At 72.2% G+C, this 15,507-nt stretch carries 17 protein-coding genes and 1 riboswitch; of the genes, 10 read left to right on the top strand and 7 right to left on the bottom strand.

Features of this window, described 5'->3' with window-relative positions:
* Positions 1-9: 9 nt before the first annotated feature.
* Positions 10-954, bottom strand: coding sequence for an alkaline phosphatase family protein (locus tag H0S67_RS05550; protein ID WP_246355156.1), 945 nt, complete (start codon positions 952-954; stop codon positions 10-12).
* A 165-nt stretch (positions 955-1,119) separates the two neighbouring features.
* Positions 1,120-1,267: riboswitch (cyclic di-AMP (ydaO/yuaA leader) on the top strand.
* An 11-nt stretch (positions 1,268-1,278) separates the two neighbouring features.
* Here H0S67_RS05550 and H0S67_RS05555 point away from each other — a divergent pair.
* A complete protein-coding gene (locus H0S67_RS05555; protein ID WP_246355157.1) occupies positions 1,279-1,605 on the top strand; it encodes a transglycosylase family protein in 327 nt (108 codons plus the stop codon).
* On the opposite strand, the gene H0S67_RS05560 is transcribed toward H0S67_RS05555, so the two are convergent.
* From H0S67_RS05560 to H0S67_RS05580, 6 genes are all read right to left on the bottom strand, one after another.
* Positions 1,544-2,050: a phosphatase PAP2 family protein gene (locus H0S67_RS05560; protein WP_246355158.1), complete on the bottom strand. Its 507-nt coding sequence runs from the start codon at positions 2,048-2,050 to the stop codon at positions 1,544-1,546. The two genes, H0S67_RS05555 and H0S67_RS05560, sit on opposite strands and share 62 nt — an antisense overlap.
* 264 nt (positions 2,051-2,314) lie before the next feature.
* Positions 2,315-2,608, bottom strand: a complete 294-nt coding sequence (locus H0S67_RS05565; protein ID WP_180935768.1) for a hypothetical protein — start codon at positions 2,606-2,608, stop codon at positions 2,315-2,317.
* Positions 2,609-2,713: 105 nt separating this feature from the next.
* A complete protein-coding gene (locus tag H0S67_RS24545) occupies positions 2,714-3,055 on the bottom strand; it encodes a COG4705 family protein (RefSeq protein WP_246355159.1) in 342 nt (113 codons plus the stop codon).
* A gap of 23 nt (positions 3,056-3,078) precedes the next feature.
* Positions 3,079-3,573: a COG4705 family protein gene (locus tag H0S67_RS24550; RefSeq protein ID WP_246355160.1), complete on the bottom strand. Its 495-nt coding sequence runs from the start codon at positions 3,571-3,573 to the stop codon at positions 3,079-3,081.
* Positions 3,574-3,761: 188 nt separating this feature from the next.
* Positions 3,762-3,926: a sensor histidine kinase gene (locus H0S67_RS05575; RefSeq protein ID WP_180935769.1), complete on the bottom strand. Its 165-nt coding sequence runs from the start codon at positions 3,924-3,926 to the stop codon at positions 3,762-3,764.
* 330 nt (positions 3,927-4,256) lie between these two features.
* Positions 4,257-4,922 (bottom strand): HAMP domain-containing protein, encoded by a 666-nt coding sequence (locus tag H0S67_RS05580; RefSeq protein WP_180935770.1) that lies wholly within the window; start codon positions 4,920-4,922, stop codon positions 4,257-4,259.
* A gap of 103 nt (positions 4,923-5,025) precedes the next feature.
* On the opposite strand from H0S67_RS05580, the gene H0S67_RS05585 reads away from it, so the two are divergent.
* The 9 genes from H0S67_RS05585 to H0S67_RS05620 all read left to right on the top strand — a co-directional run bounded on the left by H0S67_RS05585 (position 5,026) and on the right by H0S67_RS05620 (position 15,488).
* Entirely contained in the window at positions 5,026-5,682 is a 657-nt protein-coding gene (locus H0S67_RS05585; protein WP_180935771.1) for a hypothetical protein, read from the top strand.
* An 8-nt stretch (positions 5,683-5,690) separates the two neighbouring features.
* A complete protein-coding gene (locus H0S67_RS05590) occupies positions 5,691-6,341 on the top strand; it encodes an ABC transporter ATP-binding protein (RefSeq protein WP_246355161.1) in 651 nt (216 codons plus the stop codon).
* Entirely contained in the window at positions 6,338-7,000 is a 663-nt protein-coding gene (locus H0S67_RS05595; RefSeq protein ID WP_180935773.1) for an ABC transporter ATP-binding protein, read from the top strand. Before H0S67_RS05590 ends, H0S67_RS05595 begins: the two co-directional genes overlap by 4 nt.
* On the top strand, positions 6,997-8,484 hold the full coding sequence (locus H0S67_RS23170) for an FtsX-like permease family protein (RefSeq protein ID WP_425489883.1): 1,488 nt from the start codon (positions 6,997-6,999) through the stop codon (positions 8,482-8,484). Before H0S67_RS05595 ends, H0S67_RS23170 begins: the two co-directional genes overlap by 4 nt.
* Entirely contained in the window at positions 8,478-9,620 is a 1,143-nt protein-coding gene (locus H0S67_RS23175) for an FtsX-like permease family protein (RefSeq protein WP_219635496.1), read from the top strand. The genes H0S67_RS23170 and H0S67_RS23175 overlap by 7 nt, the downstream gene beginning before the upstream one ends.
* Positions 9,621-9,629: 9 nt before the next feature.
* Positions 9,630-10,349 carry a response regulator transcription factor gene (locus H0S67_RS05605; RefSeq protein ID WP_180935774.1) on the top strand — a complete coding sequence of 240 codons (720 nt, stop codon included), beginning with the start codon at positions 9,630-9,632 and terminating at the stop codon, positions 10,347-10,349.
* Between the two features lie 27 nt (positions 10,350-10,376).
* A complete protein-coding gene (locus H0S67_RS05610) occupies positions 10,377-12,344 on the top strand; it encodes a DUF255 domain-containing protein (RefSeq protein ID WP_180935775.1) in 1,968 nt (655 codons plus the stop codon).
* Positions 12,345-12,504: 160 nt separating this feature from the next.
* Complete coding sequence (locus H0S67_RS05615; RefSeq protein ID WP_246355162.1) at positions 12,505-13,992, top strand: GMC family oxidoreductase; 1,488 nt, start codon at positions 12,505-12,507, stop codon at positions 13,990-13,992.
* Positions 13,989-15,488, top strand: coding sequence for an aldehyde dehydrogenase family protein (locus H0S67_RS05620; protein ID WP_180935776.1), 1,500 nt, complete (start codon positions 13,989-13,991; stop codon positions 15,486-15,488). The genes H0S67_RS05615 and H0S67_RS05620 overlap by 4 nt, the downstream gene beginning before the upstream one ends.
* Positions 15,489-15,507 lie beyond the last annotated feature (19 nt).

A 15,507-nucleotide genomic window follows, 5' to 3' on the forward strand; every position in this document is an offset into this window, starting at 1 on the left:
CGGGGCCGGTCAGCCGACGGGCAGCCCGAAGGCCTTCGACATCGACCTGGCGGTGCGCGCGCCGTTGAGGTAGGGCAGGTGCGCCACGTCCTCGTAGAGCCGGGTCAGCGAGTAGTGGTTGAGCCTCGTGTCCACGACGTGGTGCTGCTGGCTGCGGTGGATGACGACGGTCAGGACCCGGTTGCCGTGGGCCCGGTCGTCCTCGTCGGCCGTCAGCACCACCGCGAGGTGGCCCGACGTCCAGTCGGGGCCGGCGAAGACCTTGGTCATCACGGACTTGAACCACGTGTCGGCCTTCTTCAGCGTGCCGTCGTGGGCGTCGTGCTGCAGGTCGGGGATCACCATGCCGACGCGCGGCAGCGATCCCGCGGTCACGGCCGGCGCGAAGCGGGTCATCGGCAGGTCGTGGGCGCGGCAGCCGCGGCGCTCCTTGACGAAGTAGGCCCACGGGTTGTGCTTGACGGCGTAGTCACCGCTGGGGGTGGTGGCGCACTTGCCGGGCATGCTCTGCAGGTACGCCGCCGCGGTGCGGCCGCGGGCGAGCGCCTGCCCGAAGACCGACGTGCCGCCGAGCCGGTGTGCCGACGGGTCGGCGTCGTCCTGGATGCCGTAGGTCTTGCCGCTGGCGATGGCGATGTAGTTGGGCTCGGACGGATGCGTGATGGCGCGGTAGCGGGTGGCGTAGCCGTACTTCTTCGCCAGGCCGAAGGTGTAGGGCATTCCGGCCTTCATCTGGGAGAGCGAGTGGTTCTCCTCGACCACGACCAGCAGCTTGGTGACCTTCGGCGTGGTGGCCCGGTGCGCGCTCTCGGTGTGGGCCGCCGTCGCGATGGCGCCGGTGGTCCGCCCGGAGGACTGGGCCGAGCTCTGGCCGGAGGAGTGCGAGGCGCAACCAGCCGTCAGGACGCTGGCGACGACGGCGGTGGCGAGGGTGGCGTGGCGGAGAACCTTCACCGTTCGAGGCTAACCGACACCGGTCTGCGCGGGTCCCGTCCCTCGCACGGCCGTGTCCCCCATCTGGGGGGTGAGGGGTTGGCGACGGCCGGATCGCTGCCTACGGTGGCATGTCCCGTGAACCGGGGCTGCCTCCCGGTCACGCCGAGTCCTGCCCGGCCGGAGGCCCCTTGAGCACCGAGGGCAGGAGCGGGGAACCCACCCGTGTCACCGGGTCGCGACAGCGGCCCTCGGGGTGAAGCCATCACCGATGGCCGGGCACACCTCAGCCCGAACCCGACAGCTAACCCCGAAGGCGTGTGGAGGACTCTCATGCGCTTTCGCATGCTCATCTCGACCGCCGTGGCCGCCCTGGCCGCACTGACCACCGTGGCCGCCGTGGACGCGCCGGCCCATGCGGCCAGCACCCGCACCTGGGACCGCCTGGCCCAGTGCGAGTCCAGCGGTCGCTGGCACATCAACACCGGCAACGGCTACTACGGCGGCCTGCAGATCAGCCGCAGCACCTGGGCCGGCTACGGCGGGCGCAAGCTCGCCACCCTGCCCAGCAGGGCCACGAAGAGCGAGCAGATCGTCGTGGGGGAGCGGATCAAGCGCCATCAGGGCTGGGGCGCGTGGCCGAGCTGCGCGAAGCGGCTGGGCCTGCGCTGACCAGGAACCGCAACGGGGTCCGGGTCAGGGCCTCGACCAGCCTGACCAGGACCCGGCGGAGCAGCAGCCATCCCGCGAGCGTGACGGCGGCGCCGAGCAGTACGCCCGCCATCACGTCGCCGGGGAAGTGCGCCCCGACGTAGACCCGTGTGAAGCACATGGCGACGGCGGCGACGACGGCCACGAGGCCGAGCCGCCGGTTCGCCAGGAGCACGCCCGCGGCCACCGCGCCCGACATCACCGCATGGTCGCTGGGGAAAGAGAAGTCGGCGGTCCGCGAGACCAGCACCTCCACGTGGGGGAGCACGTCGTACGGGCGCGCCTCGCCCACCGCGCGGCCCAGGGGCTGGTTGAGCCCGACCGCGACGAGGGTGCCGACCGGCGCCCACAGGGCGGCCGCGACCGCGGTGAGGTCGCGACGGCCCGTGCCGCCCACCAGCTCCACAGGAGCAGCGCGGCGAAGAGCACCACGCCGTACTTGGCGTAGTCGCGCGCCGGGGTGTGCAGCCACGTCGTGGCGCGCGCGAAGGAGTTCACGTCGAGGAACCACGACCGGTCGAAGGGGAGCTGACCGACCGACTCCGTGATCAGGGTGTGCACGTGCCCTCCTGGTGGTTCGCGCCTCTTCCTGGGCGAGGCCGGGTGGCCGGTGCCCGGTCGGGACGCTAGTCAGGTCGCGTGAAGCGAACGTGAAGGCGTCCCGACCGGGTCAGCCGGCCGGGTCGGGCCGGACGACCGTCACCGGGAGGTTGAAGTGCTTGAGCCGGTGCGGCAGGTCCTGGTGGAGCCAGGTGGAGACGTGGTGCCCGGGGATCGCGAGCATGATCTCGTCGACGGGCTCGTTGTAGATGGTCTCCTCGATGGCGTCCATCGGGTCGTGCCGCACCGACACGGAGCCGACCACCGGCCCGCCGGCAGCCTGCTCGAGCTGCGGCAGCGCCGCTCGCAGGGTCTGCTCGGCCTCCGCGGCCCTGTCGTGCCGCTCCGGGTGCAGCAGGTGCACCTCGGCGGGGCGGGGTTGAGGACGGTGAGGCGGAACTGGACGTCCCCGGTCTCCGCCGGTGCCGGATGGCCTCGCGCAGCTCGGGCGTGGGCTCGGCGTGGTCGGTCACGACCAGGATGCGCAGGGGGCGCTCCTCCGGCATGGCGGTCTCCTTCTCGGCGTCCCGGACCCGGTCAGTCCTGGGCCGGGTGGATGGCCTCGGTTGCGGTCCTTGTCGGTCACGGTCAGGAAGACCACGACGGCGAGGATCGTGCCGAGGAAGAGGATGCTGGTCCCGAAGGTGCCCAGCCCGAGCCCGCCCTCGCTCTTGTCGGAGGCGAGGTAGTCGCCGATGTTGGCGCCCAGCGGCCGGGTCAGGATGTAGGCCAGCCAGAAGGACAGCACCGGTCCGGCGCCCAGCTTCCAGGCGGTGAGGACGGCCAGGATCAGGCCCAGCGGCAGCAGCACCGACGCGCCCGGGGACCAGCCGGTCAGCTCGAGGGTCCAGTCGCCGACGGCGGTGCCGAGGGCGACGTGACGAGCACGGTCAGCCAGTAGAAGCTCTCGCGGGGGGTGGTGACGATGGTGTGGATCGACAGGGTCCGCTCGCGGGCGTACCAGATGCCGAAGACCGCGGCGAGCAGGACCGCGAACACGGTGGAGCTGATCCACAGCGGCACGTTGTGGCCGTCGGTGAGGTTGTCGGTGAGCAGGGTGCCCACGACGCTGATCAGGACGACCGATAGCCAGTAGATGCCCGGCACGTAGCGGTTGAGCCGGAACTGCGCGACGAGCGCGATGACCAGGGCCACGGAGAAGACGACCGTGGTGTTGGTCAGGCCGAAGCCCAGGGTCTCGTTGATGTAGTCGGCGAAGCTCTCGCCCACCGTCGTGCACAGGATCTTGATGATCCAGAAGTAGACGGTGACCTCGGGGACCTTGTTGAGCATCCGCCGGCCCGTGGTCGTGACAGTCGTAGTGGTCATGCCACCATGCTGGCGGCGAGTCCTGACAACGACCTGACCGCCCTCCTGTCTGTGAGCCGTGTCACACCGTCGGTCAGTGTTCACCCGGATCCGGCTCGGCCGCGGGGACCAGGAACGTGAAACGGGTTCCCGACGAATCGCTCGAAAGCAGGAGTCGACCGTCTGGGAGGCCGCAAGGGTCCGCGCCATCACCAGACCGAGCTGGCCCGCGGCCGCATCCGAGCCGGCCAGACCACCTCCGCCGAGCCGCGGTCGGCCACGTCGATGGCCACGGCACCGCCGCTCTCGCGCGCTGTCAGGGTCACGGTTCCCTCCCCGTGCCGGTAGGCGTTGTCGATGAGGACCTGGAGCACCTGGCGTACGGCGACCCGGGACGCCGATGCCGGCGGCGGTTGTCGACGACCACTCGCAGCGGCCGATCCGCCGTTGCGAAGGTGCCACGCCATTGCGTGGCGCAATCGGCGAGCAGCTGCTCGACGTCGAAGTCGGTCGCCGGGCCGTGTGGCTCCCGAGCCAGCGCCAAGACGTCATCGATCGTCTGGGACAGGTGGTCTGCCGTCTCGAGCGCGTCCCGGGCAGCTGCCCAGCCCGGCCTCGGTCCCGGTCAGCCCGGCCTCGAGCTCCAGCCGGAGACGGGTGAGCGGCGTCGCAGCTGGTGCGAGGCGTGGGCAGCGAACGCCCGCTCACGTTTCGATCTGCTCTGACAACCGTGTGGCCGTGGCGGCCAGGGCGTCGCCGGTCCGGTCGATCTCGGGCACTCCGCTCGCGGGCGGCCTCACCGAGAAGTCGCCGGCACCCAGCTCGGACGCGGCATCGGCCAGCGACCGCAGCGGTCCGGCCAGGCGGCGCGCCTGCCAAGCGGCGAACCCTCCCGCGAGGAGCAGTGCCGCCACGATGAGCGCCCCGAGTGCGAGCAGCTCCTCGGCCACGGTCGAGCGGACCGTCGACCGGCTCGATGACGCGCGCACGATGCCGATGACGCGCTCACCGACGCTGACCGGGACCGCCTCGATCAGCAGGCCGTCGGTGCTGCCGTCGGCCACCCCTCCCGTTGCCGACGCGGCCAGCACGTCCGGTTCCAGCGACGCCGGGCCGCTGCCCGACACTCGTCGTCCGGTCAGGCTGTAGAGGCCGACCCGGATCGGCTGCGAGGCCCGCGGCAGCTCGACCGGGTCGCCGGTGCGGTAGCTGGGGGAGACCGTGACAGCGGCCCGGAGGGCGGCGCGCTCGAGCTCCCCACGCTCCTCGCTCACGGCGCTGCGCTGGATGGCATAGGCCAGCGGCAGGCCGAGGATGAGCACCGCCAGCACCACCGCCGACAGGGCCACGGTCAGGATCCGGCGCCGCACATCGTCACCCTCTCACCGACACAGGGGGCTCGCCGAGTGTTCTTGCCGAACGCTTGCCTGACGCTGGCCGCCGGCTGGCACCGCGGTTCCTACGGTGGCTCGCATGCGCAACGCCACCGCACTTGGAGCCGCGATCGTCTCCCTGGCCGCACTCGTCGCGGGCTGCAGCTCGAGCCCGTCGACGAGCAGTGCGCCGGGTCCCGGCACGAGCACGTCTCGCCCGGCGTCGCCCCACGCGGACCGGTCGCCCTCGCGGTCCGCCACCCCGTCGGCTCCGCACGCCACCGAGTTCAACCCGCCGGGCGACATCCCCGACAACGCAGTCTTCGTCGACCACACCGCCCCCGGCTCCCGGGTGCACTACTCGGTGCCCGAGGGCTGGGCGAGGTCGTCGTCCCGCGGCGTCACGACGTTCACCGACAAGTACAACAGCATCAGCATCGAGGTCCGGAAGCGCGCAGGTGCTCCCACTGTCGCCAGTGCCCGGAGCCAGGACGTGCCCGCGCTGAAGCGCTCGGTGCCCAGCTTCTCGGGCGGAGCTGTGACGATGGTCAGTCGGAAGCACGGATCTGCCGTCCACATCACCTACCAGCTCGACTCGGCCCCCAACCCGGTGACGGACAAGGTCGTTCGCGATGTGGCGGAGCGCTTCGAGTTCTGGCACTCCGGCCAGGAGGCGATCCTCACCCTCACGGGTCCCGTCAACGCGGACAACGTCGACCCCTGGCAGATCGTCAGCGACTCCCTGCAGTGGAGGTGACTCGGACCGTGTCACTGCGAGCGGACAACATCTACCGCTTCTACCGGGCGGGGGACGAGGAGACGCTGGCCGTGCAGGGTGTCTCCCTGGAGGTCACGTCCGGGGAGGTCGTGGTCGTGTCAGGTCCGTCCGGGTCCGGGAAGTCGACACTGCTGGCCTGCCTCGCCGGCACCGACGAGCCTTCGGGGGGAACCGTCTGGGTTGACGGCAGCCGGATGAGCGGGCGGAGCGAGGCGGCCCGCTCGGCCCTGCGGGCCCGACACATCGGCACCATGGCCCAGTCCGGGAACCTGATGCCCCACCTGACACTGAGGGACAACCTCCGCCTGGTCCGCCGGATCGGCGGCGGCAAGGGCCGCGTCGACGAGCTGCTCGAGGACCTCGGGATAGCCGACCGCGCGAAGGCGTGGCCGCAGCAGCTCTCGGGGGGAGAGCTGGCCCGCGCGTCGCTGGCCGTCGCCCTGGTCAACGGGCCGGGAGTCCTGCTGGCGGACGAACCGACCGGGGAGCTCGACGAGGCGACCGAAGCGCGGCTGCTTGAGCTGATCCGGACGCGTGCCGAGGCCGGTTGCGCCATCCTGGTCGCCAGCCACAGTCGCGCCGTACGCCGTGCCGCGGATCGGGTCCTGCAGCTCGAGGACGGCCGGCTCGTGGCATGAGTGACACCCTCGTCGTCTGTGACGACGCCGGCCGCACCTTCGGGCGCGGCAGCCTGGCCGTGGTCGCCGTGCACTCCGTCTCGTGCTCGGTCGGCGCATGCAGCCGGGTCGCGCTGGTGGGGCCGTCCGGCTCCGGCAAGTCCACCCTGCTCCAGATGATGGCGGGTCTCGACGCCCCCACGTCGGGATCGGTCACCTGGCCGGCCTGGGAGTCGGGTCCGTTCCAGGATCCCACCCGCGCCGGCATGGTCTTCCAGGGCCTCAGCCTCATCCCGTCGCTGTCGGCGGCCGAGAACGTGGCTTTCCCGTTGATCCTGCAGGGGGTTGTCCACGAGGAGGCGATGGCGCAGGCGATCGAGTCCCTCGACCGGCTCGGCATCGCATCGTTGGCGGACAAGGTCCCCGATGAGCTCTCCGGGGGCCAGTCGCAGCGGGTGGCGGTGGCCCGGGTCGTCACCACCGGACCGCAGCTGATCTTTGCCGACGAGCCCACCGGCCAGCTGGACCGCGCCTCGGGTGAACGAGTGATCGACGTCCTGCTGGAGGCGGCCGACCACCTCGGCGCCGGGCTGGTGCTTTCGACGCACGACACGGAGGTGGCGAGCCGGATGAAGGAGACCTGGCGGATGCGCGACGGAGAGCTGGTGGGGACGTCATGATCCTGCTCTGGGTTCGCGGACTTGTGCGCAGGAGCCCCCTGCGCCTACTGGCGGCCGCCGGCGGTATCGCGATCGCGGTCGCTCTCGTTGCCGGACTCGGCGGTTTCCTGGTCACCTCGGAGGCCACCATGACGAAGCGCGCGGCCGCTCAGGTCGCCGTCGACTGGCAGGTGCAGGTCGCCCCGCACCGCAACGCCGCCGCGGTGCTGAGGGCCGTCAGGGCGGCCCCGGGCACCGTTGCCGCACTGCCGGTGGGCTTCGCCGACTCTTCCGGCCTGCGGGCCACCGCTGGAGGCACCACCCAGGACACCGGCGCCGCGAAGGTCCTGGGACTGCCCGCGGGGTACGCCGACAGCTTCCCGCTCGCGCTGCGGCTCCTGACAGGCAGCGCGCACGGCGTCCTGGTCGCCCAGCAGACAGCTGCGAATCTCCACGTGGCCCCCGGCGACCGAGTCCAGATCAGACGGGTGGGCCTGCCTCCGTACAGGGTCACCGTGGCGGGCGTGGTCGAGCTGCCACAGGCCGACTCGCTCTTCCAGATGGTGGGCGCACCGAGCCAGTCACAGCCGGTCGCGCCGCCCGACAACGTGGTGCTGCTGCCGGCCGGCCGCTTCCGCAGCGAGTACGCCGCACTCGCCCGCACGCGCCCGGACCAGGTGTCGACGCAGATCCACGCGGCGCGCGACCATTCCGGGCTGCCGAGTGACCCCTCCTCGGCCTTCGTCGCCGAGACCGGCGCGGCCAACAACCTGGGGGTGCGCACCAGCGGTGCAGCCGTGGTCGGGAACAACCTCGGCGCCTCCCTGGACGCTGCTCGCGAGGACGCGAGCTACTCGCGAATCCTGTTCCTCTTCCTCGGCGCTCCCGGCGCGCTGCTGGCAATGGCGTTGACCGCCGCTGTCACCCGGGCCGGCGCCCCACGGCGCCGCAGGGAGCAGGCGCTCCTGCGTGCACGGGGGAGCACGCCGGCCCAGCTGATCCGGCTGGTCCTCGTCGAGGCCGCGGTGGTGGGCGTGGCCGGGGCTGTGATCGGGCTGGCCGCCGCGGCGGCGACCGGTGCCGCCTCGTCGTGGCCGTGGGACGTGGCGGCCGCAGTCACCGGCCTGGTCATCGCGGGGCTGGTGGTCGCCGTACCGGCGATCCGTGACCTGCGGGCGGTTGCGGCGGGCCAGGCGGCGCGAGAGGGGCGGGACAGCAGGCCGGTCTGGCTGCGGTTCGGGCTGGACCTCGCCCTGATCGCCGTCGGCCTGGCGATCTTCTGGGCCTCGGGCCGCAACAAGTACACGCTCGTGCTGGCGCCGGAGGGTGTGCCGACGATCTCGGTCAGCTACTGGGCGTTCCTCGCCCCGGCCTCGCCTGGATCGGGTGTGGCCTGCTCTGCTGGCGGGTCGCCGACACCCTTTTGGTGCGCGGTCGGGGGCTCGTCGCCCTCGCGGCCCGGCCGGTGGTGGGACCGCTGGCACGAACGGTCGCCTCCATGCTGATGCGGCAGCGCAGCCTCGTGTCGCAGTCGGCCGTCCTGCTCGCGCTCGCGATCGCGTTCGCCGTCTCCACCGCCACCTTCAACACCACCTACCGCCAGCAGGCCGAGGTCGACGCACAGCTCACCAACGGCGCGGACGTCACCGTCACGGAGTCCCAGGGATCCGGCACCGGCCCGGCGTACGCCTCGAGGCTGGCGAGTGTCCGCGGGGTCAAGGCCGTCGAGCCGTTGCAGCACCGGTTCGCCTACGTCGGCAACGACCTTCAGGACCTCTACGGGATCGACCCCGGCACCCTGGGCCGCGCCACGACGCTCCAGGACGCCTACTTCCAGGGGGCCTCCGCGGCCCAGTCGATGGCCCGGCTGGCGTCGCGACCAGATGCGGTGCTCGTCAGTGCGGAGACGGTGAACGACTTCCAGCTCAACCCGGGTGACTTGATACGGCTCCGGCTCCAGGACGCGAGGACGCACACCTACCAGTCCGTGACGTTCCACTACGTCGGGATCGTCAACGAGTTCCCGACCGCACCCAAGGACAGCTTCCTCGTCGCCAACGCGTCGTACGTCGCCAGGCAGACGGGCAGCGACGCCGTGGGGACGTTCCTCGTGAACACCGGCGGGACCAACGTGCCCTCGGTGGCCGACGCGGTGCGGCGCGTCGTCGGAACCTCCGGCAGCATCGGGACCATCAATGACGCACGGGGGCTCGTGGGGTCGAGCCTGACCTCGGTCGACCTCTCGAGCCTCACGCGCCTCGAGCTGGCCTTCGCCCTGGTGATCGCCGCGGCCGCGGGTGGCCTCGTGATCGGGCTGGGGATGGCCGAGCGACGACAGGCGACAGCGGTGGCCACCGCCCTGGGCGCGAGCCGACGCCAGGTCCGTCGGTTCGGCGCGGCCGAGCCGGCCTTCGTCCTGCTCGTCGGGGTCGGGTGCGGGCTCGCCACGGGGTGGGGCTTGTCGTACCTGCTCGTGAAGGTGCTGACCGGCGTCTTCGACCCGCCGCCCTCGTCGCTCGCTGCACCCTGGGGATACCTCACCTTCTTGGTCGCGTGCACGGTTCTGGCGGTGGGCGTCACCGCCGTTCTCGTGATCGACCTGACCAGGCGGCAGGCTCGGACCCTGCTGCGATCCATCTAGGCTCAGGGCGTGGCCGAGCTGCTGGTCGTCGAGGACGAGGAGAAGATCGGTGCGCTGCTGGTCTCCGCGCTCGAGGCCAACGGGTACCGCGTCACCTGGTGCCGCGACGGCCGCGGCGCGCTGACTGCCGCCCGCGGCCACGCCTTCGAGCTGGTGCTGCTCGACCTGGGACTCCCCGACATCGACGGCATCGACGTCTGCCGGTTGCTCAGCAGGCAGCAGCCCCTGTGCGTGGTGGTCGTCCTGACCGCGCGCCGGGAGGAGATGGACGTGATCGAGGGTCTGGAGTCGGGGGCCGACGACTACCTCACCAAGCCGTTCCGGATGACCGAGCTGCTGGCGCGCATCCGCGCCCACCTGCGTCGCGCCGCCGCGGGCGCGTTGGTCTCCGAGGCCTTCACGAGCGGCGACCTGAGCCTCGACCCCGCTGCCCGCCGTTGCCTCGTCGGTGGCGAGGAGGTCCCGCTGCGGCCGAAGGAGTTCGACCTGCTGGCACGCCTGGCCGCCGACGCCGGCCGCGCGGTGACGCGTGAAGCGCTGATGGACGACGTCTGGGACCGCAACTGGACCGGGTCGACCAAGACCCTGGACGTCCACGTGGCGGCGCTGCGCCGCCGGCTGGCCGTGGCGGCGGAGCGCCGTGACCCGCCGGCGAGGTTGCCGACGATCACCACCCTGCGCACCCACGGCTACCGCCTCGAGGTGGAGACAGGTCCGCCCGATGCGTGACCAGTGGTGGGTGGCAGGGTGGCAGGGGTGAACCGCCTGCGTGACGCGACCTCGCCGTACCTGCTCCAGCACGCCGACAACCCGGTCGACTGGTGGGAGTGGGGCACCGACGCGTTCGACGAAGCCCGGCGCCGCAACGTGCCCGTGCTCCTCTCGGTGGGGTACGCCGCCTGCCACTGGTGCCACGTGATGGCGCACGAGTCCTTCGAGGACGAGGCCACCGCGGCCTACCTCAACGAGCACTTCGTGAGCATCAAGGTCGACCGCGAGGAGCGGCCGGACGTCGACGCGGTCTACATGCAGGCCACCACCGCGATGACCGGCCACGGCGGGTGGCCGATGACCTGCGTCCTCGACCACGACGGCAGCCCGTTCTTCGCCGGCACCTACTTCCCCGACCAGCCGCGCCACGGGCAGCCGTCGTTCGGTCAGCTGCTCCAGGCACTGGTGGACGCCTGGCAGACCCGCGGCGACGACGTACGCCGCGTCGCCGCCAACCTGCGCGAGCACCTCAACCAGCAGGTGGCGGCCACCTCGGGCCAGCTCGGTGCGGACGTGCTGGACGCCGCGGTCGCGACCCTCGCGCAGGAGTTCGACGGTCGCGAGGGAGGCTTCGGCGACGCCCCCAAGTTCCCACCGTCGATGGTGCTGGAGTTCCTGCTCCGGCACGCCGCGCGGACCGACGACGAGCGCGCCCTGGCGATGCTGGACGCGACCTGCGAGGCGATGGCCCGCGGGGGGATGTACGACCAGCTGGGCGGCGGCTTCGCGCGCTACTCGGTCGACCGGCACTGGGTGGTCCCGCACTTCGAGAAGATGCTCTACGACAACGCCCAGCTGCTGGGTGTGTACGCGCGGTGGGGCGGTCCGCTCGGGGAACGGGTCGCTCGCGAGACCGCCGACTTCTTGCTGCGTGAGCTCCGTACCGACGAGGGCGGCTTCGCCTCGGCGCTGGACGCGGACAGCGAGGGTGTGGAGGGCAGGTTCTACGCCTGGACGCCCGAGCAGCTCGTCGAGGTGCTCGGCCCCGACGACGGGGCGTGGGCGGCGCAGGCCTTCGAGGTGACGCCGGGTGGCACGTTCGAGCACGGCGCCTCGACCCTGCAGCTCCTGCTCGAACCCGAGGGGCCCGGTGCGCAGCGCCTCGCCGACGTCCGCTCGACGCTGCTCGCGGCGCGCGGGTCCAGGGTCCGGCCCGCGCGCGACGACAAGGTGGTCGCGGCGTGGAACGGGTTGGCCATCTCGGGCCTGTGCGCAGCCGGCCTGCTCCTCGAGGAGCAGTCGTACGTCGACGCGGCGGTCGCGGCCGGTGAGCTCATCGCCCGTGTGCACACCGTGGACGGCCGGCTGCTGCGTGTCTCGCGCGACGGGACCGCAGGGCGGCACGCAGCGGTCCTGGAGGACCTCGGCTGCGTCGCGTCCGGCTACCTCGCGCTGCTCCAGGCGACCGGCGACGCCGTGTGGCTGGAGCGTGCGCGCGTCCTGCTCGACGACGCGCTGGCGCGGTTCCGCGCCGACGACGGCGGCTTCTTCGACACCGCCGACGATGCGGAGGCGCTGGTCGCCCGGCCCAGGGACCCGTCAGACAACGCCAGCCCGTCGGGGCTGTCGGCGACCGTCCACGCCCTGGTGGAGTACGCCGCCCTGACCGGGTCCGGGCGGCACCGTCAGGCCGCGGAGGAGGCGGTTGCGACGGTGGCCGTTCTTGCTGAGCGGGCGCCGCGCTTCGCCGGGTGGTCGCTCGCCGCGGCCGAGGCGATGCTCGACGGGCCCCTCGAGATCGCGGTGGTCGGCCCGGCCGGCGCCGATCGTGACGCGCTCGAGCGCCGCGCCCGCGGGGTCCCCGGGGCGGTGGTGGTCGTGGCCGACGGGCCGCGCGAGGACATCCCGCTGCTCTCCGGCCGCACCGACGTGGACGGCCGCCCCGCGGCGTACGTATGTCGTGGCCAGGTCTGCGAGCGCCCGGTCACCGACCCCGACGAGCTCCCGGCCTGACACAAGACCCTTTGACCGGGGGCTACCGGGCGGTACGTTCGGCATCACCCTCGAGTGAAGGACGTCACATGCCTGCGGAGAGCTACGACTACGTGATCGTCGGTGCCGGGAGCGCGGGTGCGGTGCTCGCGGCCCGGCTGAGCGAGGACCCCGGACGAGGGTGCTGCTGCTCGAGGCCGGCGGCGAGGCCGACGCCGACGAGGTGATGATCCCGGCGGCGTTCCCGAGCCTGTTCAAGACCCGCTGGGACTGGAACTACACGACCACCGAGCAGAAGCAGCTGCACAACCGCCGCGCCTACTGGCCGCGGATGAAGGCCCTCGGCGGCTGCTCCTCGATGAACGCGATGATCTACATCCGGGGCAACCGCGCCGACTACGACTCCTGGCGCGACCAGTACGGCGCGGCCGGCTGGAGCTACGACGACTGCCTGCCCTACTTCAGGAAGGCCGAGGACAACGCCCGGCTCGGCGGCCCGTTCCACGGCCAGGGCGGTCCGCTGCACGTCGAGGACCGGCGCTACACCCACGACCTCAGCCACGCCTTCGTCGACAGCGCGGTCAGCGCCGGGCTGAAGCCGACCGACGACTTCAACGGAGCCGAGCAGGAGGGGGCCGGCCTCTACCAGGTGACCTGCAAGGGCGGGCGCCGCTGGTCGACCAACGAGGCCTACCTCAAGCCTGCCCGGGACCGGGCCAACCTCACCGTGGCCACCGGGGCGCTCGCCTGCCGGGTCGAGCTCGAGGGGGAGCGGGCCACCGGGCTCACGTTCCGGCAGGCCGGCGCCGAGCACACGGTGCGTGCCACCCGCGAGGTGCTGCTCTGCGGCGGTGCGATCAACAGCCCCCAGCTGCTGATGCTCTCGGGCATCGGTCCGGGCAACCACCTCGCCGAGGTCGGGATCGAGACCAGGGCCGACGTGCCGGGAGTGGGCGCCAACCTCCAGGACCACCCGGTCGTGCCGCTGCTCTGGTACACCCGCGGCATCACCGACCTGGCCCAGCTCAACAACCTGCGCAACTTCGCCCGCTGGAAGGCTCGCGGCACCGGGCCGCTCGCATCGAACGTGGGTGAGTCCGGTGCGTTCTTCTCCAGCCGGGACGGGCTCGCCGCCCCCGACATCCAGATCCACGCGGCCCCGTCCGGCTTCTACGACAACGGCCTCCACGAGCCGACCAGCCGGATGTTCACCGCCGCACCCACGCTGGTGTCGGTCGCCAGCCGCGGCTCGGTGCGGCTCCGGTCCGCCGACCCGACCTGGCACCCCGCCATCGACGCGGCCTACCTCGAGGACCAGACCGATCTCGACGCGCTGCTGGCGGGTGCGCGGCGTACGTGGGAGATGTGCACGCAGGGCGCGGTCAGCCGCTACCTCGACCGGCCGTGGAACCTGCCCGACAACCCGTCGGACGAGCAGCTCGTCGAGCACGTCCGGACCTGGGCCCAGACGCTCTACCACCCGGTCGCCACCTGTGCGATGGGCTCGGGGGAGGACGCCGTCGTCGACGCCTCGCTCCGGGTCCGGGGCGTGGACGGCCTGCGGGTCGTCGACGCCTCCGTGATGCCGGCGGTGCCGCGCGGCAACACCAACGCCCCCACCATCATGCTCGCCGAGAAGGCGGCCGACGAGATCAGGATGTCGCGATGACCCAGACCGAGAACCGTGTCACCACCTTCGAGTCGCTCGACCCCACCACCGGCGACGTCGTCGGCACCCACCCGGTGCACTCGGAGGAGGAGGTCCGGGCGGCCGTGGCGCGGGCGCGCGAGGCCGGCGCCTGGTGGTCGGCCCTGTCGTACGACGAGCGCGACCGGCACCTCTCGGCGTGGAAGGGCGTGATCACCCGTCGGGTCGCCCAGCTGGCCGACCTGATGCACCGCGAGACCGGCAAGCCGCACGGCGACGCGACGCTCGAGGCCGCGCTCGCGATCGACCACCTCGCCTGGGCCGCCGGGCACGCCGGCAAGGTGCTCAAGCGCCGCCGGGTGTCCTCCGGCCTGGTGATGTCCAACCAGGCGGCCACGGTGGAGTACCTCCCGCTCGGCGTGATCGGCGTGATCGGCCCCTGGAACTACCCGGTCTTCACGCCGATGGGCTCGATCGGCTACGCCCTGGCGGCCGGCAACGCCGTGGTCTTCAAGCCGAGCGAGTACACCCCGGGCGTGGGCGAGTGGCTGGCCCAGACCTTCCTCGAGACCGTCGGGCACCCCGTGCTCCAGGTCGTCACCGGGTTCGGGGAGACCGGCGCGGCGCTGTGCCGGGCAGGCGTCGACAAGGTCGCCTTCACCGGCTCCACCGCCACCGGCAAGAGGGTGATGGCCGCCTGCGCCGAGACGCTGACGCCGGTCGTCATCGAGGCGGGCGGCAAGGACGCCGTCATTGTCGACGCGGACGCCGACGTCGACGCCGCCGCGGACGCCACCCTGTGGGGCGCCTGCGCCAACGCCGGACAGACCTGCACCGGCGTGGAACGCGTCTACGTCCACGAGCGCGTGTACGACGACTTCCTCGCCGCCCTGCTCGACAAGGCCCGGGGGCTGCGTGCGGACGCGACCTCAGGCGCCCAGATCGGGCCGATCACGATGCCCAAGCAGCTCGGCGTCATCCGCAGCCACATCCAGGACGCGCTCGACCGGGGCGGCCACGCCGTCCTCGGCGGGGTGGACGCGGTGGGGGAGCGCTTCGTGCAGCCGACGATCCTCGTCGACGTGCCGGAGGACTCGCTGGCGGTCCAGGAGGAGACCTTCGGCCCGACGGTCACGGTCGCGAAGGTGCGGGACATGGAGGAGGCGATCGCGCGGACCAACGCGACCCGCTACGGCCTCGGGTCGACGGTGTTCGCCAAGGAGCGCGGCATGGAGATCGCGGCGCGGATCCGGTCGGGCATGACCGCCATCAACGGCGTCATCACGTTCGCGGCGATCCCCAGCCTGCCCTTCGGCGGCATCGGCGACTCCGGGTTCGGCCGGATCCACGGGGCGGACGGGTTGAAGGAGTTCACCTACCCGAAGGCGATCGCGCGGCAGCGGTTCAAGCCGCTGCTGACCCTCACCTCGTTCACGCGCACCGAGAAGGCGGAGCAGCAGCTCGGTCAGATGATCACGATGCTGCACGGCCGGGGGACCACCATCCCCAAGCGCTAGGCCCGCCGGTAGGCGGGCT

The organism is Nocardioides ungokensis (assembly GCF_013466985.1).
GTDB classification, from domain to species: Bacteria; Actinomycetota; Actinomycetes; order Propionibacteriales; family Nocardioidaceae; genus Nocardioides; species Nocardioides ungokensis.

Excerpts from the sequence above, each read along its gene's own strand:
- H0S67_RS05555 (WP_246355157.1), top strand. The coding sequence starts at position 1,279 with ATGCTCATCTCGACCGCCGTGGCCGCCCTGGCCGCACTGACCACCGTG.
- H0S67_RS24550 (WP_246355160.1), bottom strand. The coding sequence starts at position 3,573 with ATGACCACTACGACTGTCACGACCACGGGCCGGCGGATGCTCAACAAG.
- H0S67_RS05585 (WP_180935771.1), top strand. The coding sequence starts at position 5,026 with ATGCGCAACGCCACCGCACTTGGAGCCGCGATCGTCTCCCTGGCCGCA.
- H0S67_RS05595 (WP_180935773.1), top strand. The coding sequence starts at position 6,338 with ATGAGTGACACCCTCGTCGTCTGTGACGACGCCGGCCGCACCTTCGGG.
- H0S67_RS23170 (WP_425489883.1), top strand. The coding sequence starts at position 6,997 with ATGATCCTGCTCTGGGTTCGCGGACTTGTGCGCAGGAGCCCCCTGCGC.
- H0S67_RS23175 (WP_219635496.1), top strand. The coding sequence starts at position 8,478 with ATGCTGATGCGGCAGCGCAGCCTCGTGTCGCAGTCGGCCGTCCTGCTC.
- H0S67_RS05620 (WP_180935776.1), top strand. The coding sequence starts at position 13,989 with ATGACCCAGACCGAGAACCGTGTCACCACCTTCGAGTCGCTCGACCCC.